Origin of the sequence: Winogradskyella psychrotolerans RS-3 (assembly GCF_000427335.1) — a bacterium.
GTDB classification, from domain to species: Bacteria; Bacteroidota; Bacteroidia; order Flavobacteriales; family Flavobacteriaceae; genus Winogradskyella; species Winogradskyella psychrotolerans.
The window spans coordinates 85184-110845 of the sequence record NZ_ATMR01000007.1 but is presented as its reverse complement, the minus strand read 5'-3'; the positions used below and the strand labels follow the sequence as shown (position 1 = coordinate 110845).

19 protein-coding genes, 1 tRNA gene and 1 pseudogene are annotated in these 25662 nt (G+C 32.8%); 14 read left to right on the top strand and 7 right to left on the bottom strand.

Annotated elements, in window-relative coordinates:
• Positions 1-45 precede the first annotated feature (45 nt).
• The 11 genes from murD (at position 46) to ADIWIN_RS00790 (ending at position 11679) form a co-directional block, all read left to right on the top strand.
• Positions 46-1377 carry a UDP-N-acetylmuramoyl-L-alanine--D-glutamate ligase gene (gene murD, locus ADIWIN_RS00840; protein ID WP_020895773.1) on the top strand — a complete coding sequence of 444 codons (1332 nt, stop codon included), beginning with the start codon at positions 46-48 and terminating at the stop codon, positions 1375-1377.
• Between the two features lie 88 nt (positions 1378-1465).
• A complete protein-coding gene (locus ADIWIN_RS00835; protein ID WP_020895772.1) occupies positions 1466-2656 on the top strand; it encodes an FtsW/RodA/SpoVE family cell cycle protein in 1191 nt (396 codons plus the stop codon).
• Between the two features lie 133 nt (positions 2657-2789).
• Positions 2790-3896, top strand: a complete 1107-nt coding sequence (murG, locus tag ADIWIN_RS00830; RefSeq protein ID WP_020895771.1) for an undecaprenyldiphospho-muramoylpentapeptide beta-N-acetylglucosaminyltransferase — start codon at positions 2790-2792, stop codon at positions 3894-3896.
• Positions 3893-5245, top strand: a complete 1353-nt coding sequence (gene murC, locus ADIWIN_RS00825; RefSeq protein WP_020895770.1) for a UDP-N-acetylmuramate--L-alanine ligase — start codon at positions 3893-3895, stop codon at positions 5243-5245. The genes murG and murC overlap by 4 nt, the downstream gene beginning before the upstream one ends.
• Positions 5232-5954: a cell division protein FtsQ/DivIB gene (locus ADIWIN_RS00820; protein ID WP_040756129.1), complete on the top strand. Its 723-nt coding sequence runs from the start codon at positions 5232-5234 to the stop codon at positions 5952-5954. The genes murC and ADIWIN_RS00820 overlap by 14 nt, the downstream gene beginning before the upstream one ends.
• A 3-nt stretch (positions 5955-5957) precedes the next feature.
• Complete coding sequence (gene ftsA, locus ADIWIN_RS00815; RefSeq protein ID WP_020895768.1) at positions 5958-7289, top strand: cell division protein FtsA; 1332 nt, start codon at positions 5958-5960, stop codon at positions 7287-7289.
• Between the two features lie 123 nt (positions 7290-7412).
• The gene (gene ftsZ / locus ADIWIN_RS00810; protein ID WP_020895767.1) at positions 7413-9344 is read left to right on the top strand and encodes a cell division protein FtsZ; all 1932 of its coding nucleotides are present in this window, start codon (positions 7413-7415) and stop codon (positions 9342-9344) included.
• 165 nt (positions 9345-9509) lie between these two features.
• On the top strand, positions 9510-9959 hold the full coding sequence (locus ADIWIN_RS00805; RefSeq protein ID WP_020895766.1) for a GatB/YqeY domain-containing protein: 450 nt from the start codon (positions 9510-9512) through the stop codon (positions 9957-9959).
• Between the two features lie 36 nt (positions 9960-9995).
• A tRNA-Arg gene (locus ADIWIN_RS00800) sits at positions 9996-10069 on the top strand.
• A 610-nt stretch (positions 10070-10679) separates the two neighbouring features.
• On the top strand, positions 10680-11051 hold the full coding sequence (locus tag ADIWIN_RS00795; RefSeq protein ID WP_040756126.1) for a hypothetical protein: 372 nt from the start codon (positions 10680-10682) through the stop codon (positions 11049-11051).
• A 103-nt stretch (positions 11052-11154) separates the two neighbouring features.
• Complete coding sequence (locus ADIWIN_RS00790) at positions 11155-11679, top strand: hypothetical protein (protein WP_020895764.1); 525 nt, start codon at positions 11155-11157, stop codon at positions 11677-11679.
• A 101-nt stretch (positions 11680-11780) separates the two neighbouring features.
• Here ADIWIN_RS00790 and ADIWIN_RS00785 read toward each other — a convergent pair whose 3' ends face one another.
• A complete protein-coding gene (locus tag ADIWIN_RS00785) occupies positions 11781-13862 on the bottom strand; it encodes an FUSC family protein (protein WP_235046950.1) in 2082 nt (693 codons plus the stop codon).
• A 298-nt stretch (positions 13863-14160) separates the two neighbouring features.
• Complete coding sequence (locus ADIWIN_RS00780; RefSeq protein WP_040756122.1) at positions 14161-15750, bottom strand: FMN-binding glutamate synthase family protein; 1590 nt, start codon at positions 15748-15750, stop codon at positions 14161-14163.
• Positions 15751-16044: 294 nt separating this feature from the next.
• On the opposite strand from ADIWIN_RS00780, the gene nhaA reads away from it, so the two are divergent.
• Entirely contained in the window at positions 16045-17355 is a 1311-nt protein-coding gene (gene nhaA / locus ADIWIN_RS00775; RefSeq protein ID WP_020895761.1) for a Na+/H+ antiporter NhaA, read from the top strand.
• Positions 17356-17710: 355 nt separating this feature from the next.
• A pseudogene (locus ADIWIN_RS00770) lies at positions 17711-19014 on the top strand (Glu/Leu/Phe/Val family dehydrogenase).
• A 183-nt stretch (positions 19015-19197) separates the two neighbouring features.
• On the opposite strand, the gene ADIWIN_RS00765 reads toward ADIWIN_RS00770, so the two are convergent.
• On the bottom strand, positions 19198-20517 hold the full coding sequence (locus tag ADIWIN_RS00765; protein ID WP_020895758.1) for a sugar MFS transporter: 1320 nt from the start codon (positions 20515-20517) through the stop codon (positions 19198-19200).
• Between the two features lie 236 nt (positions 20518-20753).
• Here ADIWIN_RS00765 and ADIWIN_RS00760 point away from each other — a divergent pair, with 236 nt between their 5' ends.
• Positions 20754-21611 carry a zinc-dependent peptidase gene (locus tag ADIWIN_RS00760; RefSeq protein ID WP_020895757.1) on the top strand — a complete coding sequence of 286 codons (858 nt, stop codon included), beginning with the start codon at positions 20754-20756 and terminating at the stop codon, positions 21609-21611.
• Between the two features lie 151 nt (positions 21612-21762).
• Here ADIWIN_RS00760 and ADIWIN_RS00755 read toward each other — a convergent pair whose 3' ends face one another.
• From ADIWIN_RS00755 to ADIWIN_RS20705, 4 genes are all read right to left on the bottom strand, one after another.
• Positions 21763-22335 (bottom strand): outer membrane beta-barrel protein, encoded by a 573-nt coding sequence (locus tag ADIWIN_RS00755; protein ID WP_020895756.1) that lies wholly within the window; start codon positions 22333-22335, stop codon positions 21763-21765.
• Between the two features lie 241 nt (positions 22336-22576).
• Positions 22577-23644, bottom strand: coding sequence for a nucleotidyltransferase family protein (locus ADIWIN_RS00750; RefSeq protein WP_020895754.1), 1068 nt, complete (start codon positions 23642-23644; stop codon positions 22577-22579).
• 31 nt (positions 23645-23675) lie between these two features.
• Positions 23676-24812: a phosphoenolpyruvate carboxykinase (ATP) gene (locus tag ADIWIN_RS00745; protein WP_152487186.1), complete on the bottom strand. Its 1137-nt coding sequence runs from the start codon at positions 24810-24812 to the stop codon at positions 23676-23678.
• 15 nt (positions 24813-24827) lie between these two features.
• Positions 24828-24992, bottom strand: coding sequence for a hypothetical protein (locus tag ADIWIN_RS20705; RefSeq protein ID WP_020895752.1), 165 nt, complete (start codon positions 24990-24992; stop codon positions 24828-24830).
• Positions 24993-25662 lie beyond the last annotated feature (670 nt).

Sequence of the window (25662 nt, the reverse complement as noted above, 5' to 3'; positions counted from 1 at the left end):
AAGTAGATTCCTGCCTGCGTAGGAATGACAAAAAGGATTAATGAAATGAAAAGACTTGTAATTCTTGGTGGAGGTGAAAGTGGAGTAGGAACAGCGCTTTTAGGAAAAGCAAAAAGATACGAGGTATTTGTATCAGATAAGGGAAAGATTAAAGAAAAGTATAAGGACGTTCTTTTAAATAATGAGATTGAATTTGAAGATGAGCAGCATACGGAATCAAAAATTCTGAATGCAGACATCATTATGAAAAGTCCTGGTATTCCAGATAAAGTGGCTTTGGTGAAACAAATTCGTGAAGCAGGAATTAAAGTGGTTTCTGAAATTGAATTTGCTTCAAAATTTACCGAAGCAACTTTGGTAGCTATTACCGGTAGTAATGGTAAAACGACTACGGCAACGTTAACGCATCACGTGTTAAAGCAAGAACTAGATGTCGGGTTAGCTGGTAATATAGGTAAAAGTTTTGCGAAGCAAATTTTAGAGGAAAATCATGATAACTATGTATTGGAGATTAGCAGTTTTCAATTGGATGATATCATCGATTTTAAGCCAAAAATTGCGGTGTTAACAAATATTACACCAGATCATTTAGATCGATATGATTATAAATTTGAAAACTATGTCGCTTCAAAATTTAGAGTCGTAGAAAATCAAACGGAAGATGATTATTTCATATATGATGCGGATGATGAAGTCATTTTAGACTATATGAAAACGCATCAAATTCAATCCAAAAAATTGCCTTTTTCATTGACGAAGAAAATTGATGAAGGAGCGTATTTAGACAACAACAATATAATAATAACAATAGATAACAATAAAATCATTATGCCAACAGATAATTTAGCATTAGAGGGAAAACACAACGTGAAGAATGCAATGGCAGCTTCTACTGTGGCGCATTTACTTAAAATTAGAAAACAAACGATACGCGAAAGTCTTGAAAATTTTCAAGGTGTAGAGCACCGTTTAGAGCACGTCTTAAAGATTAATAAAGTGCAATATATCAACGACTCAAAAGCAACCAATGTTAATGCAACCTATTTCGCTTTAGAAAGTATGAATGCACCAACGGTTTGGATTGTTGGAGGAGTAGACAAAGGAAATGAATATAGAGAATTATTCAAATTTGTAAACGAAAAAGTAAAAGCAATCATTTGCTTAGGTGTAGATAATGCAAAACTTATGGAGTCTTTTGAAAACATGGTAGATGTAATTATTGAAACGCAGTACATGAGTGAAGCGGTAAAAATAGCATACAAACTAGCTAATGCTGGTGATAATGTATTATTGTCTCCAGCTTGTGCAAGTTTCGATTTATTTGAAAACTACGAAGACAGAGGAAGACAATTTAAAAATGCAGTTCGTAATTTATAGAACACTGTAGTTCTTGTGAAGGCAAGAATTCAAAATATAATGGATACATAATTAGATTCCTGCATGTGCAGGAATAAGAAAACAGAAAATGCAAAATTTATTCAAACAGATAAAAGGGGATAGAGCCATTTGGGCTATAGTCACGCTGTTGGCTATATTTTCCTTTCTGCCTGTGTATAGTGCTGCAAGTAATTTGGCATATCATGGAGGAAATAGCAGTACATTTTCTTTCTTTATTAAGCACTTTATGCATTTGTTTTTAGGCTTTGCAATTATGTTTGGTATACATAAGGTGCCTTATAAATATTTTCGTGGTTTATCTATGGTTATGATTCCAATTGTACTTGTGCTGTTGGTGGTTACGATGTTACAAGGCACTACGATAGATGGTGCGAACGCAAGTCGTTGGATACAAATTCCTATTGTTGGGATGTCTTTTCAGACGTCAACGTTGGCAGCAGTAGTATTAATGGTTTATGTAGCGCGGTATTTGTCAAAAATTAAAGATAAAGAAGTTCAATTTAAAGAAACGATTTTGCCTTTATGGTCACCTGTATTCTTAATTTTAATCTTAATACTTCCGGCTAATTTTTCTACGACAGCTATTGTTTTTACTATGATTATGATGTTGGCTTTTATAGGTGGTTATCCTTTAAAGTATTTGGCGTTAATGATGTTATCTGGTTTTGTTGGTTTAACGATTTTTATTCTTGTTGCAAAAGCATTTCCAGAAGCTATGCCAAATCGGGTAGATACTTGGATCAGTAGAATTGAAAACTTTTCTAATGGTGAAGATACGGAGGCAGATTATCAAATAGAGAAAGCTAAGATTGCGATTGCCACAGGAATTACGCCTTTGGGTCCTGGGAAAAGTATTCAGAAGAACTTTTTACCACAATCATCATCGGATTTTATCTTTGCCATTATTATTGAAGAGTATGGCTTATATGGTGGAGTATTTCTATTGGTTTTGTATTTGTGGTTGTTATTTAGAATTGTAGTTGTAAGTCATAAATCAGATACCATTTTTGGTAAGTTATTGGTTTTAGCTGTTGGCTTGCCAATTGTGTTTCAGGCTTTAATTAATATGGCTGTTGCAGTAGAGTTATTTCCTGTAACAGGACAAACGTTACCCTTAATTAGTAGTGGAGGAACCTCTATTTGGATGACGTGTTTATCTATAGGAATCATATTAAGTGTAAGTGCAAAACGAGAAGAGTTAAAAGAACAAGAGGATTTGGAAGATAATCCATTGGCGATTTTAAGTGAAGCAATTTAAATAAAAAATAAAAGAGAGTCAAGAACCAAGAAAAAAGATTTGAATTTAGAGTAATTTGAATTGAGTTATTGTCTCCTTGGGGAGCCTTTAAGGGGGGGGGGTTACTAAAGTTAAAACGTTGGAATTTTAAAGTTTGAAAAATAATAAAACATATCGATTTATCCTATCAGGAGGAGGAACAGGAGGACATATATATCCTGCGGTTGCGATTGCAGACGAATTAAAGTCGCGCTATCCTGATGCAGAATTCTTGTTTGTGGGTGCTTCAGACCGAATGGAAATGGATAAAGTGCCACAAGCGGGTTACAAAATTGAAGGTTTGTGGATTTCAGGGATTCAGCGACAATTAACCTTAAAGAATTTGGCATTTCCTTTTAAGTTGATAAGTAGTTTGTTGCGTTCAAGGAAAATCGTAAACACATTTAAACCAGATGCTGTTATTGGTACTGGTGGTTTTGCAAGTGGACCATTGTTGCAAGTAGCGTCTTCAAAAGGAATTCCAAGTTTAATACAAGAACAGAATTCATTCCCGGGAATTACAAATAAGTTATTAGGGAAAAAAGTAAATACAATTTGTGTGGCTTATGAAGGCTTAGAAAAATTCTTTCCGAAAGCTAAAATTAGAGTAACAGGAAATCCAATTCGAAAGGATTTACTGCAAGTAAAACATAAACATAGTGAAGGTAAAGATGCCTTTGGTTTGATACATAATAAACAAACACTTTTAGTTTTAGGTGGGAGTTTAGGAGCGAGGCGAATTAATCAGCTCATAGAAGCGAATATTTCATTTTTTGAAGCGCAAGACATACAAGTGATTTGGCAATGCGGAAAGTTGTATTACGATCAATACAAGCAATATAATGACTTGAAGAATGTGCAAGTTCATGCGTTTTTAAACCAAATGGATTTAGCATACGCTGCAGCAGATGTCATCATATCTAGAGCGGGAGCCATTTCGGTTTCTGAGTTATGTATCGTCGGTAAACCTGTGATTTTTATCCCGTCACCAAACGTGGCTGAAGATCATCAAACTAAGAATGCGAAATCGGTTGCAGATAAAAATGCAGCTATTTTGATAAGAGAAAATGACTTAGATACTGATTTTCAAACCGAATTTTCAGAATTAATGTCTAATGACAAAAAACAAAAAGAATTAAGTGAAAATATCGAAGCTTTAGCTTTAGTGAATGCCACTAATGCTATTGTTGATGAAGTTGAAAAACTATTGGGAAATAAATGAATTTTGAAAACGTAAATAGCGTCTATTTTATTGGTATCGGAGGCATCGGTATGAGTGCCCTTGCGCGTTATTTTGTAGCCAATGGTAAGCAGGTTGCTGGTTACGATAAAACGGCAACGGATATCACAAGATCGCTTGAAGATTTGGGTGTGGCGATTCATTTTAATGATAGTGTTTCTGAAATTGATGCTACGTATTTAGATTCAAAATCCACCTTAGTCGTATATACTCCTGCAATTCCAAACGGACATTCTGAATTTAACTATTTTAAAGATAATAGTTTTCATCTTTTAAAACGCTCAGCCGTTTTAGGAGAAATTACACGGCAAACCGTGTGTCTTGCAGTTGCTGGTACGCATGGTAAAACAACAACGACTAGTATTTTAGGTCATTTGTTGAAGGCATGTAATGTTCCTGTCACGGCATTTTTAGGAGGTATTAGCGAGAATTATAATTCTAATTTAATTATCAACGGAACGGAAGTTACCGTTGTAGAAGCTGATGAGTTTGATCGGTCGTTTTTAACGTTATCGCCAGATTTAGCTTGCATTACGTCCATGGATGCTGATCATTTAGATATTTACGGCAACGCAGAAGAGTTAGTAAAAACCTTTAAGGATTTTTCAGAGTGTATTAAGCCTAACGGAAAGTTATTTGTAAAAAATGGTTTGCCGCTAAAAGGTATCACTTATGGTATAGAGGATGATTCGGACTATAGTGCACAAAATATTTCTATAGAAGATGGTCGTTACGTGTTCGATGTAAAAACACCAACCGGAACGCATAAGGATTTCAAATTTAGTTTACCAGGTAGGCATAATCTTTCTAATGCTATTATTGCAATAGCAATGGCTGCTGAGTATGGCTGTTCTTATAAAGATCTATCTCAAGCTTTGGAGACTTATAAAGGTGTGAAACGACGATTTACATATCAAATTAAAACGGAGAATTTTGTTTTTATTGATGATTACGCACATCATCCTGAAGAAATTAATGCAGTACATCAGGCAGTTAGAGAAATGTATCCCGATAAAAAAGTATTGGCCATATTTCAACCACATCTATTTAGTAGAACAAGAGATTTTATAGATGGTTTTGCGGAAAGCCTTTCAAAATTTGATGAATTATTGCTGTTAGATATCTATCCAGCAAGAGAGGTTCCTATCGAAGGAGTGACTTCGGAGTGGCTTTTAAATAAGATTGAAAATTCAAATAAAAAATTAGTTCAAAAATCGCAATTAATTGATGAAATAAAAAAATCTGATGCTCAAATTGTATTGACTATTGGGGCAGGTGATATCGGAGAAGAGGTAAAACATATAAAAGAAGCGTTTTATGTCGAAAATTAATTTTAACTATATTAAAGTCATAGGGTTGGTTGTTTTGGTTGGCTTTTTGTTTGCCTTTTCAAATGAACGAAATAAGGTTCGGAAGGTTAGTGAGCCGGACATAAAATTTTTGGGAGCGAATAAATTGTTTATTACTGAGGCGAATGTTAGTAAATTGTTAATACTAAATCAAGAACCTGTTTCGAAGCAACCCAAAGATATTATAGATTTGAACGAATTAGAAATTGCCCTGAATTCTAATCCAATGATTAAGCAAGCCGAGGTGTTTATGTCAGTAAACGGTAGGCTTTCAGCTGAAATCGAACAAAAGAGACCTATAGCAAGAGTTAACACAAATGCATCATATTATATAGACGATGAAGGTGGTTTTATGCCTTTGTCTCATAATTATGCAGCAAGAGTGCCACTCGTCACCGGAAATATTAAGAAAAATAAGCTTGAAACTGTCTTTGAATTTGCGAAATTTGCAGACGAGGATGATTTTTTGAAGAAACATGTCATTGAGATTCGTCAAAACGACGATAACACCATTGATTTTAAAATTAGAAAAAGTGATTTTATAGTTCATTTAGGAACTTTAAAACAACTCGAAAAAAAGATAAACAACTTTAAGGCGTTTTACCAAAAGGCTATAAAGGACCAAATTTTAGATAGCTACAGTATGGTGAATCTAAAATTTGATAAACAAGTTATTTGCACCAAAAAGTAAGCTATGGACAAACAAAATATTTCAGTTGGTCTTGATATAGGAACCACAAAAATTGTGGCCATGATTGGTCGCAAAAATGAATACGATAAAGTTGAGATTTTAGGTTTAGGAAAAGCCAAAAGTATGGGTGTGCATCGTGGTGTGGTTAATAATATCACGCAAACGATTCAATCTATTCAGCAAGCTGTGCAAGAAGCTGAAGCAGCAGCTGGCGAAAAAATTGTAGATGTTACCGTAGGTATTGCGGGTCAGCATATTCGCAGTTTGCAACACAGTGACTATATCACACGTCCAAATTCTGATTTAGTTATAGATGAAGATGACATAGATCGTTTAATCAACCAAGTGCATAAATTAGTGATGCTTCCTGGTGAAGAAATAATTCATGTATTACCACAAGAGTTTAAGATTGATGGTCAAGCCGAAATTACAGAACCAATTGGTATGTATGGAGGACGATTGGAAGCTAATTTTCATGTTGTAGTTGGCCAGGTATCTTCAATTAGAAATGTTGGTCGTTGTATTAAAAGTGCAGGTTTAAATCTTGAAGGGATCACTTTAGAGCCCTTAGCTTCTGCAAATGCAGTATTAAGTAGAGAAGAGAAAGAAGCTGGTGTTGCGTTGATTGATATAGGAGGTGGAACAACTGATTTAGCTGTTTTTAAAGATGGCATCATTCGTCATACCGCTGTAATTCCTTTCGGTGGAAATGTAATTACTGAGGATATAAAAGAAGGCTGTTCAATTATAGAAAAGCAAGCAGAGCTTTTAAAAGTGAAGTTTGGTTCTGCATGGCCAGGAGAAAATAAGGATAATGAAATTGTGTCTATTCCAGGATTAAGAGGAAGAGAACCAAAAGAAATTACATTAAAAAACTTGTCTAAAATTATTCACGCGAGAGTTGTGGAAATTGTAGAACAAGTTTATGTTGAAATAAAAAATTACGGTCACGAAGAGCAGAAGAAAAAACTGATTGGCGGTATTGTTTTAACAGGAGGTGGAGCGCAACTAAAACACTTAAAACAATTGGTTGAATATATCACAGGGATGGATACCAGAATAGGATATCCAAATGAGCATTTAGCTGGTGATAGCGACGAAGATATAGCGAGTCCACTTTTTGCCACAGCTGTTGGTTTAGTTATGGATGGCTTAAAACGTCAAGAGCGTAAAAAAGTTGAAGCCATCGAAGAAGAGGTGATTGAGGCTGTTGAAGAAGATCAAATCCCAGAACCAGAAATGGAAGTTAGAGAGGAAGCGCCAATAAAGGAGCGTCGTTCCTTTTTAGATAAGTTAACGGAGCGTGTAAAGGATTTTTTGGATAATGCGGAATAAGTGCTAGGCATTTTTATTTCGCGTGAATTCAAATTAGAAAGAATAAAATAAATAAAACTGTAAGAGCAACTCACAAGTTGTTTTTACTTACAAAGAATAGAATAATAGTAAATCCATAATAAAATGAGTAGTAGCAACGAATTTGGAAATATTTCATTTGATTTGCCAAAGCATCAATCAAACGTCATCAAAGTAATTGGTGTCGGTGGAGGTGGAAGTAATGCCATCAATCACATGTTTCAACAAGGTATTAAAGGAGTCGATTTTGTAATCTGTAATACAGATTCGCAAGCGCTTCATAATAGTGGTGTTCCAAACAAAATACAATTAGGTGTTGCCTTAACAGAAGGTTTAGGGGCAGGAGCAAATCCAGATGTTGGAGAAGAAGCGGCAATAGAAAGTTTAGAGGACATTCGCAGAATGTTAGATACCAATACAAAAATGGTATTTATAACTGCAGGAATGGGTGGTGGTACAGGTACAGGTGCAGCACCAGTCATTGCTAAAATGGCTAAGGAACTCGATATTCTAACGGTTGGAATTGTAACTATGCCATTTCAATTTGAAGGTAAAATGCGTAACGCACAAGCCCAACGCGGTATTGAAAAATTGCGTTCTCATGTCGATTCGTTAGTTGTGATTAACAATAATAAACTTCGTGAAGTATATGGAAACCTCGGATTTAAAGCAGGTTTCTCTAAAGCAGACGAAGTGTTATCAACAGCCTCTCGTGGTATTGCGGAAGTTATAACACATCACTACACTCAGAATATTGATTTACGTGATGCTAAAACCGTATTAAGTAATAGTGGTACAGCAATTATGGGATCTGCTACAGCTTCTGGTCAAACAAGAGCGCAAGAAGCTATTATGAGTGCTTTAGATTCGCCATTACTTAACGATAATAAAATTACAGGAGCTAAAAACGTATTGTTGCTAATCGTATCTGGTTCTCAAGAAATTACTATTGATGAGATTGGTGAAATCAATGATCATATCCAAAATGAAGCTGGTCATGGAGCCAATATTATTATGGGTGTTGGTGAAGATGCTGAGTTACAAGAATCTATTTCAGTAACAATTATTGCTACAGGATTTGATTTAGATCAGCAGAATGAAATTTCTAATACTGAAACTAAAAAAGTGATTCATGCTTTAGGAGAAACTACAGAAACTAGTACTCAAGAAAAAGAGCCTGCGATTATCACTCCAGATATTGTTTTAGAAAAAGAAAAAGAAGCTCCAATTGTTCGTCATACATTACTTGAAGAAGAAGAGGTTAAAGATGTGCCTAAAGCAGAAGAAAATAAGGGTACAAACTTAATTGCAACTACAGATTTCTTAAGAAATATGAATGTAGTTTATGATGAAGTTTTAGATAGAAAACCACAAGCTACAATAGAACCTGAAGAATTTGTTATTACACCAATAGTAAATAAAGCAGAACCAATTGAAGAAGTAAAAGAAGAGCAAATAACATTTTCATTCGATTTACCAATAGCAAATAAAGAACCTGAAAAGGGAGAAGAGCCTAAGGTTGAACAAGAAAAGATGTTCTTTAGTTTAGATGAAGACGTTAAATCAATTGATGTTAATGAGCCAGTTGAAATTATCGCAGTAACTGAAGTTAATGAGCAAGGAGAAAAACGCTATGCTTTAGATGATTTTGAAACGTTTCAATCGTCTATAAATACTAAAAAAGAAAAAACAGAAGTAAAAGAAGAGATTGTTTTTGAAAAGAAAACAATTCCTATGGAAAAAACTGAGCAGGTGTCTGAAGACGAAATAGACCCAATGAACAGTCCAATTTCTGAAATGCTTATTGCACGTGCTGATGAGCGCAGAAGAAAAATGAAAGATTTCAATTATAAGTTTAATGATGCTAAAATAAACGAAATCGAAAAAGTACCTGCTTACAAAAGGCAAGGTGTTAATTTAGAAGATGCTCAGCATTCATCTGAAACAAAAGCTTCAAGAATGTCTGTTGGTACAGATGAAAATGATGACATTCAATTAAGAAGTAATAATTCATTTTTACACGATAACGTAGATTAATAGCACGTTTAAGTTATAGTGTTAAATCACTAAAATCTAGTCCAAAAAGTTTCTTAAGCTTTTTGGACTTTTTTTTAGATAAAATTTAAACAGTATCTGCTATTCTTCTGTAAGCTAAGAAGAACTTTTTAGTATCTTTGCTCTTCTTAATTAAAGAATAAAGTTATGAGTTTACAAGTCGATATAATGACTGCTATGAAGGCAGCAATGAAAGAAAAAGATCAAACAGCTTTGGCTGCATTGAGAGCTGTAAAATCAGAAATATTATTAGCACAAACAGCAACAGGATCTAAAGAAGATATTTCTGAAGTTGAAGAAATAAAGATTTTATCTAAAATGGTAAAACAGCGTAAGGATAGTGCTGCTATTTTTTTAGAACAAAACCGCAATGATTTAGCTGAGCCAGAAATAGCACAAGCTGAAGTTATTAGTAAGTTTCTACCAACACAACTCTCTGAAGAAGAAATTACCGTTGTAGTGATGAAAACTATTGCAGTAACAGGAGCTGAAGGTATGAAGGATATGGGTAAGGTTATGGGAATGGTGAGTCAAGAATTAGCTGGTAAAGCTGATGGGAAAACAATATCGAGTATAGTAAAGGCAAAATTGTCTTAAACATAATAATAGATTCCACTTTTAAGTTGGAATTAAGGCTGCGTAGTTCAATTGGATAGAATATCAGATTTCGGCTCTGAGGGTTGGGGGTTCGAATCCCTTCGCGGTCACAAATAAATAGTTTCAAAAGAAAAAACGCCAAGCTAGCTTGAGCGTTTTTTTGTTGAAACTATTTTCAGAATGGAGCATAAGGGATGCGCAGCAATCCCTTGAGCGCCGATCTGTTTTAAAAGGAATTAATATTATAAGCTATCTTGAGCGTTTTTTTGTTGAAACTATTTTCAGAATGGAGCATAAGGGATGCGCAGCAATCCCTTGAGCGCCGATCTGTTTTAAAAGGAATTAATATTATAAGCTATCTTGAGCGTTTTTCGTTAAAACTATTTTCAGAATGGATCTTAAGGGATGCGCAGCAATCCCTTGAGCGCCGATCTGTTTTAAAAGGAATTAATATTATAAGCTATCTTGAGCATTTTTTCGTTGAAACTATTTTCAGAACGGAGCTTAAGGGGAGCGCAGCAATCCTCAGAGCTCCGTTTTGTTCTGAGGAAAAAACGAGTTTCATAATGCTGTCAAATACCAATTTTTAAGTGATGCTAAGTATCTCTAGAGTCTAATAAATGAAAATCTAAATGTTTAAAAAAGACAATAATTTAACAATCATTTTGCATAGGATTATCCAATTATAGATTTACTTTGTAGTATAATTTGAATTTAAAAATGATTAAAACACTTTTTAGTATCGTATTGTTTCTTGCTAGTTTTGGTGCTTCTGCCCATACTTGCGATATTCAATTGCTAAATAGTGATTTAGAATACTCATTAAGTTCTGATATTTCTAATGAAGTCAATGCGTATTCTACAACGCATCATTCGTTTTTTGATATTCAAACTGAGAATTATAGTGTTGTTTTCTTTAGTGATACTGAGCCTTCTCGAGTAGATAGGGTTTTAGAAAGTTCTGATGGAATTACAAATCGCAGTACTCAACTTTCTGCAGTACTACGTTCTCAATTTAGTATCGCAGAACTCCATAGTTTTAAGAATCTTTATTTACGGGAGATCCTTTTTCCATTTCATTCTTTTTGGTAAACTAAGTGTACTAACATCATTAAATATGATGTCTGTCTATGACGTAAAACCGTCATGTCATTTATTATACACTTAAAATTAATATCAAAAAAAATTAATTATCATGGGAACAGGATTATTTATTATCGATGCGATTATAATCGCTATCGTTATTTTGCCTTTTGCTTTATTTATAAACGGAAGCAAAAAAAGAGAACGAAAATTAAAAAAAGCATTGCAGTCTGAAGCAACACAAAACAATTGTAAATTAACTAAAATTGAAGTAGATAGTAACTTTGCAATTGGAGTTGATGAGGTTGAAGAAAAGTTGTTTTTTTATAAAGAAACAAGCGAGTCAGCGTTTGCGCAAGTTGTAGACTTAAAATCAATAGTGTCTTGCAAAACGATAAGAGATAACAAACGCGTTAAGGACAAAACGAAGCATTACGATGTTATTGATAAGCTTCAATTGTCTTTTGTGCATCACAATTTAAAAGAGGCTACAGATTTGATGTTATACAATAATGATGATGAAATGGTTTTAAATAATGAAATAGCTATAGCACAAAAGTGGCAAGATTATGTAAATCATCTTTTAGCAACTAAAGCTTCGTCGTTAGAAAACGATAAAGGAATGGTTATGGCTTAATCTCATTCTTCTTTTTCAAAAAAACTTCTTTCAAAACGAATTTCGAAAGAAGTTTTTTTTTGTGTCACTATTTTGGAAGCTTTTAGTGGTAAAATGAAAGATTAATCGACTTTAAACTTAGATGTTAACTTTAGCATTTTTTCACTTAGCGAAAACAACCAATACAATTGTTCCCAAACTAAATGTGCTTCTTTGTGAGTGCGTTCACTATCTGTTTGTGAAATAGTATCATTTGCAATACGATCAAATGGGAAATCAAAAGGTTCTGGTTTATAAATTGAACCATTGATTCTTGAGTCTTCAAAATTTATATCTTTTAATAGGGTACAGACTTTGTCGAGATTGTTATTAATTTTTTCCGAAACAGCTATAAAATCTTCTGAAGCTTCAGTTGTTGTGTGGTTTTGTATATAGGAACTCAAAGAGGCCAAGGACGATAAAAAACTATGGTTAATTACTACAAGTTCATAAATGTCGTCTATATGGTTTTGTTTAGATTCTGGTTCTTGAGCCATCCGCTGAAATGCAGAACTTAGATTAGAGGTTTGTAAAAAGGCTTCTTTTCGATTTACTTTTAAACTTGTTGGTACTAGACCTTTTTTCTGGTAAAAGGTATTAATTGATTTAAAAAATGCTGTATTCGCTTTTAAACTATCCCTAATGTTATCGCCAATTTCCATAAACGACCAAGCAGGCCATAGCCAGCGCATTACCATATAAGAAAGCGTAGCGCCAATTAACGTATCAATAACTCTGAATTGAATGACTTTTAAAATGTCGGGTTGTATAATAGCATATATAAATATAACACTCAATGTAATAAAGGTTGCGGAGGCTTTGTAATTTTTCTGTACCATAGAAAATGCTATGACTAAAGATAGTACACCCAATGCTCCATATACATAAGGGTCGTTAATTAAAAAGACCAATCCACTTGCTAAAGCTGCACCTATGAGGGTGCCAATCATTCGGTCTTTAGAGCGTGTTTTTGTAAGTCCGTAACTTGGTCGCATTATAACAATTACAGTAAGTATAATCCAATACGGGTTCTGAAAATCAAAGAACAAACCAATACCGTATCCTAACATTACAGCAACTGCTAATCGTAAAGAATGCTTAAAAATGGTTGATCTAAAACTAAGATTTCTAAGAATTAATTTGGGATCGTAATCTTGTGAACCTATAAAACGTTTTAGTTTCTCGTTTTTAATAATATCGTCTGATGATAGTTCGGGATTGCCTAATAACCATTTAATTTTCTTTAATTTTTCAAATTGCTTCTTTTGATAGTCTAGTAGATTTTGAAGCATTAAGTAACGTTCATAATCTTCTGTTTGATTTTCATTTTTTAATTTTAAAATGTCATTTTCAAGAGTTTTTAAAGCATCAGAAAGCATTCTGTTAGACGGAAATAGTTTTGATTTGTTGATGTTTTTAGTAATAGACCGAAGTTGATAAGATAATTCTAAAATCAATTTTTGAAAATCAGTTTTTAACTCAGGATATTTGCTGAATAGCACATCCATTTTATCATAATTTACGGGATTAGCAATAGCAGTTTCTAATAGTTCTACAAGTTGGATAAAAACTAATAAACGTCTGCTTTGATAGTTAGATTTTCCTGAGCTTTTTCGAGATAAAATTAAGATTTCGCGTAAGGTCTCATGATGTTCTGTCAACGCACTTTGCAAGGTCATAAGCTGTGTTTGCAAGCTCTCTCTGTCTGGTTGATCTCCTATGAGCTGTCTTCTAGTATCTAGAAAATCAGCTGTGAGTAAAAAAGTTTCATTTAGTGTTTGTTCGGTTTGGGCTTTTGGATTTAGTTGAAACCATAATGTTGAAAGCAATAAATACCATAAGCCACCAACACCAATGAATAAGGCATATTGGTAGACTTCTAAGTTTTCAGAAGTATGTGCAAAACTTAAGACCAATGCTAGTAGTCCCGAAAAGCTAATTAACGATGCTCTAAAACCATAAATAGATAAAAAGGCTATACTAAACGTTAGTACACCTAAAATAGGAAAGAGTAAAAAGTTTGAAATATCGAGATAACCACCAATAAAACTAATGACTACGACTAAAATAGCAGAAAAAAGGATCCCAACTTGTTTGTGTTTTAAACGACCGCTAACATCACTTGGTGAGCACCAAAATGCACCAAAACAAAGAGCAAGGCCAATTTCAAAGTGATCAGTTACAAGCCCTAAAACAATAGGGATACTAACTGCAATCCCAATTAAAACGGCTTTTGAGAAGCTAGTGCTTTTAAAGAATTCTATTAATTCTTTAGCGGGTTTTGAGATGAAAGTTAAAATTGGATTAATGATTTAATGGTTTCGTACAAAGATACGATTTGAATAGAGAAGTGTATTTTTATTTATCTGCAGCGAAAAGAAGGACATGCTAGAAAAAATAAAAGCTGTTAACTTATGTTTTGACTAAAGTTAACAGCTAAAAAAAATATAATAAGTATCCGTATTATTTCATAATACGAGTTAACTGGAAAAACTTTTTGTATTCCTTAGGTATCGTATCAATGTTTAATAAAGACCCTTCTTCAATAGGAGGGTAAATGTCATGGTATGTTTTCACAATGTATAGACCAACCCTTTTGCTAATATGATCTCTTGTTAATTCAGCAGGACTATTAAGACCAGCTGCAGCTACAAGTTCTAAGAAACTGTGAATTGTTGCTTCGTGATATCGTTTTGCTCTTGGTGCCTTATCTTCAACAACTAACCCTTTTACTAAAGAAGGGTTTTGTGTTGCTACGCCAACAGGACATGTATTCGTATTACATTGTAATGCTTGTATACATCCAATAGAAAGCATCATAGCACGTGCGCTATTGCAGCCGTCAGCACCTAAAGCTAAGGCTCTCGCCATGTGGAAACCAGTGATTATTTTTCCGGCAACAATAACTTTAATATCTTTTCTTAAGTTGAAACCAACTAAAGTATCATGCACAAAAATTAAACCTTCACGCAATGGCATACCCATAGAATTAGAAAATTCAACAGGAGCAGCACCTGTTCCTCCTTCACCACCATCTACGGTAATAAAATCTGGAAGAATTCCTGTGAAAATCATAGCCTCACAAAAATCCATAAATTCTTGTTTTCTACCTAGACATAATTTAAAACCAACAGGTTTTCCATCAGAAAGATCTCTAAGTTTTTTTATGAAATGCATAAATTGAATAGGATCCGAAAATGCTGAGTGCGACGGAGGCGAGTGTACTGCAATACCAGGTTTAACGTGTCTTATTTTTGCAATTTCTTCCGTGTTTTTTGAAGCAGGTAAAATACCACCATGACCAGGTTTAGCACCTTGAGACAATTTAATCTCAATCATCTTAACTTCTGTTCGTAACGCATTTTTTCTAAAGGTTACTTCGTTAAATGTACCATCATCATGTCGGCAACCAAAATATCCTGTACCAATTTGCCAAATTAGATCTCCACCATGTTTTAAATGGTAATCACTAATAGCACCTTCACCTGTATTATGAGCAAAATTCCCCATTTTGGCACCTTTGTTTAATGCCATTACAGCATTTTTACTTAAGGATCCAAAACTCATCGCTGATATATTCAATAGGCTTGAAGAATAAGGTTGCTTACAATCTTTTCCTCCAATTAATAAACGTGGAAATTCACCAATGTTTTTAGGATTCGTTTTAGCATACATAGAATGTTCTAACCACTCATATCCCGAGTGATAAATATCCATCTGTGTGCCAAAAGGTTCCGTGTCATTTTCTCCTTTTGCTCGTCTATAAATTAAAGATCGTAAAATACGATTGAGCGGCCTTCCTTCAGTATCAGTTTCAACAAAATATTGCATAATTTCTGGACGAATAGATTCTAACATGTACCTAAATCGTCCTAGCAATGGAAAGTTACGTCGTATCGTATGAGACGTTTGTAAAATATCAAAAACACCCATAATAATGAGTGGACCTACTAACAGGAATGCCCACAAAATAGGCTGCCAAACAAAAGCTATTCCGATAATAGCCAAAACAAGAAGTATAGAAACTATAATAAAATATTCACGGACTTTCATGGTGATAATTTTAAATTAATTGGCAAAGATAGGATTACCCAATCAAATAATAAATTAAAACTGCGTGGTTTATCTTTTTTTGCTAATTATTTTTTTAAATCGATAATTATCTCTGATGTTTTTTAAAAATCTCATAAAATAAGTATTCGAATAAATAAAGAAGATTTTTATTTTTTGTGATAAGATCTTCTTTTTAGAATGTATACTTTATCAAAAAGTAACGTTAATTTTTAATTATTTTGATATGTAAATCTTATATTTGAAGTTAATCTTTCTCGGAACAAAACTACTTATATGATTAAAAGAGTATTTCTCACACCATTCCAAAAATTCGTAAAAATTGAAAGCTTTAGTGGTATTTTACTATTGCTGGCTACAATACTAGCTTTAGTTTGGGCAAATTCACCTTGGGGTGATATCTATAGAGAAATATGGCAATATGATATAGGAATTGTAACTGATACATTTGAATTTAAAAAGCCGTTAATTCTGTGGATTAATGATGGGTTAATGGCCATATTCTTTTTTCTGATAGGATTAGAAATAAAGCGCGAACTCTTAATTGGTGAACTTAACTCACCTAAAAAAATCGCATTTCCGTTAGTTGGCGCTATCGGAGGTATGTTGGTTCCTGTAATTCTCTTTTTGGTGCTTAATCAAAATCCAGATACAACTAAAGGCTGGGGAATACCTATGGCAACTGATATTGCTTTTTCATTAGCTATTTTAAATGTATTAGGAAATCGGGTGCCCTTAAGTTTAAAAGTGTTTCTAACTGCGTTTGCTATTGTAGATGATATAGGTGCAGTCTTAGTTATTGCCTTGTTTTATAGCGGTAGTATTAACATTACCTTATTATTAGTTGCCGTTGCCATGCTTGCTTTTTTATATTTTTTATCTTATAAAGGATTTTATTCTAGGTTTTTGGTGTTTTTCTTAGGAGTAGTTATTTGGTTCTTGTTTTTAAAAGCAGGAATTCATCCCACGGTAGCAGGTATTTTATTGGCATTTTCTGTACCTATTAGACAGAAGATAGATACGTCAACGTTTTTAGAGCAATTAGAAAATGTCTATAATGATATTAAGACTGCAAGTGTATTAAAAAAACCAATTCTTTCTACGGAACAAATTTTGCATATAGATGACTTAGGAGATTGGTCTTCTAAATTTCAATCTCCATTGCAACACTTAGAGCATAATTTACATGGTTGGGTGGCTTATTTTATTATTCCAATTTTTGCACTTGCAAATGCAGGAGTTTTAATTAGTGGAACAGAAAACCTCGAAATGGCATTAGTAACTAATATTATAATTTGTTTAATATTAGGTAAAGGTATTGGTATAAGCTTAATAGTATTTTTAGCTAAGAAAATTAAATTGATAGAAGTGCCGAGCGAAATTAGCTTTAAACAGATTTTAGGTGTCTCGTTTATTGCAGGTATTGGCTTTACTATGGCTATTTTTATTGCAAGTCTCGCATTTGCGTCAACACCAGAATTTATAGACTCTGCTAAAATTGGCATTTTAATCGGATCCTTCATTTCTGCAATCATTGGTTATCTGATTTTACGCTCTACATCAATGAAAGTTCAAGTCGAAGAATAGTTCATTAGTTTATGATTCAAAGGACATGAAGTTAAAGTTGTCCTTTATATTAAATGAACTTTATCTAATTCAATTATTCCGCAATTCTAATTACAAATGAGGGCAGGTCTCATTGAAAAGCCTGCACATTAAAACGTGATGGTTATTGACATAAGCAAAATATTTTAATAGCTTAAATAGTGCCTTGGTATTCCTTAAGAACCACTTATATATTGTACAATAATGGTAATATGAATTATCAATAATTTTTTCGTAAAATCTAATTTAGTTATTTACTAATATAACCGCTTTATATTATTGAAAGTGTTATTTTTGCGTTAGAAAAATATATAATTCCAAAAATAAGACCACATAAATGGGAAATTCAAAAAATAATACCAAACCAAAAGTTAAAAAAGTGCCTTTGAAAGGAATGATGGATAATGTAATGGAGCAGTTTAATAGTGCTGCAGACCACATTAATCTACACCCTAATATTAGGAAAATATTAAGCATCACTAATAATGAAATTTTAGTGAATTTTCCGGTAAAAATGGATAGCGGAGAAGTTGAGGTTTTTACAGGTTATCGCGTACAGCATAATGGTGCTTTAGGTCCTTATAAAGGTGGGTTACGTTACCACGCTACAGTAGATTTAGATGCAGCAAGAGCATTAGCAATGTGGATGACATGGAAAACGTCTTTAGCTGGTTTACCATATGGTGGAGCTAAAGGAGGTATAAAAATTGATCCTGCATTATATTCACAAAATGAACTAGAACGTATAACAAGACGTTTTACATATGCTTTAGCTGACAATATTGGTCCAGAGCACGATATACCTGCTCCAGATGTTAATACTAATAGCCAAACTATGGCGTGGATTGCAGATACATATATGAGTACGAGACCTCCAGCGCAGCGTACCGCGAATCAGCATGTAGTTACTGGTAAGCCAGATGGGAGTGGCGGATTAGAAGGTAGAGATAGAGCGACAGGATTTGGTGTGTATTTAACAATTAAGTTTTGGGCTGATAAAAACAATACGGATTTAAACGGTAAAAGTTTATTGTTCAAGGTTTTGGCAATGTAGGGTATTGGGCGTCACACTTTTTAGAAAAAGATGGTGCTATATTAGTAGGTGTTCAAGATGCGCAAGGAAGTATTGAAAATCAGGACGGATTAAATGTTGAAGCACTTTTCAAATATAATGAGGCCAATAAAGGAACTATTGTAAATTATCCGGACTCTAAACCAGTTAAAAAGGGTGAATTCTTTTCAATAGATTGTGATATCTGTATTCCTGCAGCGTTAGGAAATCAAATTACAAAAGTAAATGCGCCTAATATAAAAGCAAAATTAATTGCAGAAGGTGCCAACGGGCCAACAAATGTTGAAGGAGAAAAGATATTAAAAGATAGAGGGATTTTTATTATACCAGATATTTTATGTAATTCAGGTGGAGTAATTGGTAGTTATTTTGAATGGTTACAGAACAGAAGTGGTGAGATATGGCACCTAGAAGAAGTTATGGAGAAGCTAACGAAGAAGCTAAATGGTTCGTTTAATAAAGTCTACGACTATTCAGAAAGTGAAGGTATAGACATGAGAACGGCAGCGTTTTGTATCGCTATTGAACGCATAGAAAAAGCTTATGTACAAAGAGGTATTTTTCCATAGACTTTAGGTTTTATAGATTTATTATTAAAAAAGTAAGTATTGTTTTATAGCGATACTTACTTTTTTAGTTATAGGCAGTATTTAAGAGGTTTAGTTAATTTAATTTGAAGCCGATTAGAAAGAATACAAGTGTTACAATGAATTGATAATTATTATTGTACACTCGTGGTTTTAGTTTAAAACTTATTTTTTAGACCGACCTTTTATTTTATGACCCCAAATTGCAAAGAATAAAATCATAAGATAACAAGGAATAAGTATCCAATAGCTATCTGTTGACGCGTTTGCTAAAGCATCTGATTCATTCATTCCAGAACTGATAAGGTCTAGTTTTTTACTATCAACTATTTTTCCATATAATGGTGGGATTATTGCACCACCAGAAATAGCCATAATTAATAAAGCAGAGGCTGTTTTAGTGTGTTTACCTAAACCGTCTAAAGTTAATGGCCAAATAGCAGGCCATACTAATGCATTAGCAATTCCTAGAGCAGCTACGAATAAAACAGATGTTAATCCTGAAGTTGATAAAATAATAAGACTAAATATAATTCCTAAAATGGCACTAATAATCAATGCTGTTTTTTGTTTAATATATTTCGGAATTAAAAAGACACCTAAGGCGTAAGTTGCAACCATAGCCATTAAGGTGTAAGTTGTAAAGTATTTAGCTTCTTCACCTGTAAAACCTAATGAAATGCCATAAGCGATTATGGTATCACCTGCAATTACTTCAGCACCTACATATACAAATAGTGCTAGAACGCCTAACCATAAATGCGGGAATTGGAAAATCGTTTTGTTTGAAGCCCCTTCTTTAGTCGTTGCTTCATCTTCTATGGCCTCAACATGTGGTAAAGGAGCTTTTCTAATCAAAACACCTAAAATAATTAAAACAATGGCCATAATAATATAGGGTACAAAAACACTATCTGCCATAGTATCTAGAAGTACGGCTTTTTCGGAATCAGAGGCATTTGCTAATTGTTCTTTTACGGCATCAATTCCTGAGAGAAGAAGTGCTCCAAAAATTAATGATCCCAATGCGCCAGCTACTTTATTTGCAATACCCATAATTGCTATACGTTTTGCTCCGCTTTCTATTGGTCCTAAAATTGTGATGTATGGATTGGAAGCCGTTTGTAAAATGGTCATACCAATACCTTGAATGAAAATTCCAGTTAGAAATACCCAATAGGTTCTGGCTTCTGCTGCTGGAATAAATATCAGAGCACCAATAGCCATAATAAATAAACCGAGTGACATACCTTTACGATAGCCTATTTTATTTAGAATATACGATGCAGGAAGCGCCATCACCACAAACGAAATATAGGACGCTGATGCAACCAAATAAGATTGAGCATCCGTAAGTTCATTAATGGTTTTCATAAAAGGTATGAGTGCACCATTAATCCAAGTTACAAAACCAAAAATAAAGAAGAGTCCTGCAATAATTATAATTGGAACTAGGTTGTTTTGTGATTTTACGTTTGTGCTCATAAGATCTAATGTTGTATTTAGTTTTTGCGCTATGAATTTAGGTGTTAAGATAATAGTTTTGTTTATAATTTAGTTATGCTTGCTTATTAAATTGTACTTATATCATATAGACATTCATATTTAAAATGGATATGTTTCATTATATTTTTATATTTAAGCATGATAAACATTTTAAAAACACAGATTCATATTTTTAAGCAAAATTTAGAGTTCATAATTATTAAATTAGGTTATTAATGGTATCTAAGACTGAACAAGAAATTTTTGAAATGGGATTAATTTCTAATTATATAGTACCAATTGGTATTATTGTAATAGGTGTTTTTGTACTGTATAGACTGATAAAGATTTTTCAGTATTCTTACGCCTCAATATATAAAAAGCCATTATTTGCACAACGTTATTTTATGCTGAATAATTTAACACGAGCGCAATATGAGATTTTAAAAAACGAGCATTCTTTCTTTAGGGATTTATCAAGGAAGGATCAACTTCAATTTGAACACAGGGTTTCTAAATTTATTCAAACGAATACATTTGTTGGTAAGCAAGATCTTGTAGTTACCGATGAAATGAAAGTTACGATTGCGGCTACTGCAACCATGTTAAGCTTTGGGTTTAAAAAATATCAATTAGACATTGTAGAAACTGTTATGATATATCCCAATGCCTATTACTCTCAAATCAATAAAAAGTTTCACAAAGGTGAGGTGAATCCTCGGTTAAAGGCTATTGTGTTTTCTTGGGAAGATTTTAAACATGGGCATAACATTGAAGATGATAATCTTAATCTTGGTATCCATGAATTTGGACATGCCATACATTTAAATGCTTCTAAAAATAATGATATAAGTAGTTTGATTTTTAATCAAGGTTTCAATAAGTTAACTACGTATTTGCAAAGTAATGAATCTGTTCGACAAAATTTAATTGCCTCAAAATATTTTAGAGCTTATGCTTATACCAATCAGTATGAGTTTTTTGCTGTATTATTAGAGAATTTTATTGAAACTCCTTCAGAATTTCAATCTCAATTTCCTGAATTATATAAATGTATGAAACAGATGCTTAATTTTAAGTTTGCAAGTTATTAGCCGTTGTTCTCAGAATAAAAATAGCATTTGAGACTTTTAAAAATATCTTATGAGTTTTTTTTAAATTAATATTATAGAGGACTTATTTTTTGAAATATGCGCAAAAAAAAAGACTCACTATTGTGAGTCTTTATATATATAATACTAAATGTTATAGCTTAAATACAGCTTGTAGATGATATTGGTAATGGTTATTATCGTAACCACTGTTAGCATGATCAAAAGCAAATTTTGCAATAGTTTGAGCTCTTAGACCAAAAGTTCTATCCTCGTTTAACCAAAATAATACACCACCACCTAAATTTGCAGATATGTTACTTTCGTCTATATGAAAGAAACCGACACCAACATTAGCGTATATGTCAAACCAATCATTTCTACCACGACCAAAAATAAGTTCGCCAAAATAATATTTAACATGCGTATCTAAAGATATATAATTATAGTCTTCATCTGTAGAATCGAAATCAATACTCTCATCATCACTAAAACCGTTGAAAGTAATAGATTGTTCTATTGCAAATTTGTCTGTCCAATTAAATTCAACTCCAGCAGAGATTGGGGTTTGAAAGCTCCAGTCTCCTGGACGATCAAATGGTGATTGAGTTCCCAAGCTGTTTATAGCATTAACACCAATACTCATAGACCAATCGCTATTGCGTCTTTGTGCAAAAGAGGATAGACTAAATATTAATATAAGTGCTAGTAAAAGTATTTTTTTCATACTAAAATAATTTTGTCAAAGGTAAACTTTATAGATTATAAAACAAATATAGAGGTAAAGTTCTTATAATAATAAGCAAAAAAAATTAAAAGTGATTTTAATTCGACTTAAAATTAATTTATCTAATGTTTTTGTGTCATATTTTGCGTTTAAATGATTCTGTTTTTTTTATAAAACTGAAAAGCAATGGATTAATGCGAGCTAAAAAATCTATTATAGAAAAAAATAAACTTGGATATTTTTAAAGGCGGGAGATTAAAAGCTCTTGAAAAGATTTATTTTCTTCAAAAAATTTCTCTTTTATTATATGTTTTGTGTAACTTTTATTGGTGTAAATTAAGTGTAAGCGACTCGTTATAAAAATGGTGATTAGTTTGATATAATTAATAACAACGCGTAGAGGTTTAAAGGACATTTTCATTTTATGAAAAAAACCTCTGTATGTCATAAAATTATTAGAAGTTATATCAGAGAATTCAGGAAAATAGTATTTCGCCAACACTAAATAAGATTGTCCATATTTGGAATTTAACAAAGTATCTATGTAATTTTTATCCTTGTAGGTTTCTATGGAAATAAGGTCATAAATTGATTTTAAACTTATCATATTATAATAATGTCCCTTATCATTAAGCTGCCAGCTCAATATGAGGTGTCGGCTTAAGTCGTGTGTATTCGGAATAGGAATGGTGTTGTTAATTTTTTTAGAATTAAGAATAGATGGCATATTCATTAGCGGCCAATGTCTTTTATTCAAAAGTTCGGTGTGAAGTTCTATTGCAGCTAGTTCATTTTCTGAGATCAAGCGATCAAGATGTCTAAAATCTTTCTTATTATACGCAAAACCAAATGTTTTGTTATAGCCTGAGTTTTTTAAAATATCAAACGCATTATATACTTCCGATTTTTCAACTAAAATATCAATATCACCGATCATACGTTCTCCTTCGTCATTGTAGTAACCTGAAGCCAGTAGGGCAGTACCTTTTAAAAACACATGATCAATATTGTGTTGGTTTAAAATTTGTGATATGGTATGTACTTGATTGAGTATTCTTAGGTTTCTAGATCTATTTATATTGGTGATTTCTTCTAAATAAAGAATTAACTCTTCGGGTAATAGATAAAGAAGTCCTTTTGCTTTTAATCTACAGTATATTGTAGGTAATACTAAGTGCTTGCTACCTTCTATCACTATGGCATCCCAATCAAAAGTAGGTTCACTAATCGTTTTCTCTAGTTTAGAATTTGGAGTTTCAAAACTCAAGATATCTGCGATATGTTGATATGTAGTCGCTAAATTATCCATAGATCTTAATACAGACTACTAATATAGGTTATTAATTTTCGTGAGTAAATTGTTTAAACAAGGTTGAGATTTGAGAACATACACTATTCGTGTCGCTATAAGTTACTTCATATAATTTAACGTTCTGTAACCAGTCTAAAAACTGCTGAGCATGCTTAGGGTTTGGTGATAACCAAGAATCTTCAATTAAGGTTTCTAAAATGTGTTTAATAGAAATCGGCTCAATTATAGTGTCTGACTCAGGTTTATAATTCACTAAAACAATTGCACGGCATGGATAGTGGTCTTGTTTTGGTTTTGCACAAGGCATATATTTTAATTGACCTTTAGTTTTGTTAAATTCTACTATAGGTAATTCTTCAAAATTCTTTACTAAGGGTTGTAGCAGGTTAAAAGCTCCTTCTTTAATAGAAATAGAGGAGGGGTTATAATATATATGTTGGTTTTCGGAAAGCAAAGGAGATACATCATCAGCTAATAGTTCAAAGCCATTTGTGGCTAATAATGCTGATAAGGTGCTTTTTCCTTTTCCAGATTTGCCAACAAAAAGAATAGAAGAATTACCATCTGTTATCGTTGACCCATGAAGTGTTCCAATCCAATCTTGCTCTACTTTATTATGTAATTCACAAAGTAATTGCATAATAAATTTACCTTGAATAAGATGATAGTCTCTTTTGGGAACACAAGACAGTAATTCTCCATTCTTAAAAAGGTATAACTTATCATGCTTTAAATAAATATCGAATGTTACATCTGTCTCTTTTGTACTTGTATTGCAGTAATGAGCAATAGCAGGATGAACTGTTTTTAATACTAATTCTGAGCTGTAATAAATTTGAACTCTCTTAGATCCAAATACATAATGCTTAGTAATGTTTCGGTGAGACGTATCTAAAGTGTCTGAACTTGTATAGGGTGGACTGTAAGGATTATTGCAATCCTTGAGATAGTTATGAATTGTTTCGGAAAGTTTTAAGCTATCAGAAACAGAAATTTGGTTAGAAGTGGTATTGGAAAATTCTGTTTGTGTATTGGCGGCGAGATAAGAATCTAAAAATAGCTTAAATTCAGAATTGATAATACTATAACTATTAGAAATGGCATACCACAATACCCAATAGTCACCGAACATCATTTCGTATGTTGGTGCTAATTTAGTATTCAAAATAGAAATAGAAAATTAACCGAATGGATTTCCACCTGGATCTGGAGGTAAAGATTGTGCCTGTGATTTAAGTGGATTTAAAATCACAAACGTTCCTACTGCTGTTATAGCAGCATATTTACCCATTTTTGAAATGGCTTCTTTACGAGTGATTTTATCTATGTTGTTTTCTTGCTTCATGGCTCTTGCCCTAAATTTGAGTTCAAAAATAATAAAATTATTTATTTAACAACCTAAAATATGAAAAGGTTTACATTAAAAATTAATTTCATCTCTAAAATGCTGATGTTTTTAAATATTTGATATCTAAATTATTAGACTTCAAAATTTCAAAGCACCCTTTTATCTTGTAATACTTAGTTTATAGTGCTTATAGTTGATACAAGTTACAATTATATGAATCTAAACGTAACGTGTTAATTACTAACTAACTTATGATTAAAACCGGGCGCAAGATATGTAATATTTTATGAAATAACCACAAGTACTTAGCGTATAATTGCTTTTTTCGTTGTAGTTAGAATTTATCTGTTAATATGAGAGCATAAATACTTACATAATGTGACCTGTGGATAAGTGCAGCGCTACATTCGTTGTTTTCTATTGATTTCTGAAATGCATGTTTTGAATTCTAATACTGAATTTATAGGGAGTCCTAATCTTAATTTTTTGAAATCCCCACCTGTGGATAATATAACTCACATAACCATAACTAAAAATAACAATAGCATGCATTTAAGTAGCGTTCATTGCTAAGAAATCGTTATTACGTAAGTGTGTATTTTATAAAAAAAAACGCGCTAAACCTAGTTTAACGCGTTTTCTTAACAATAAGAAATATAATAAGACG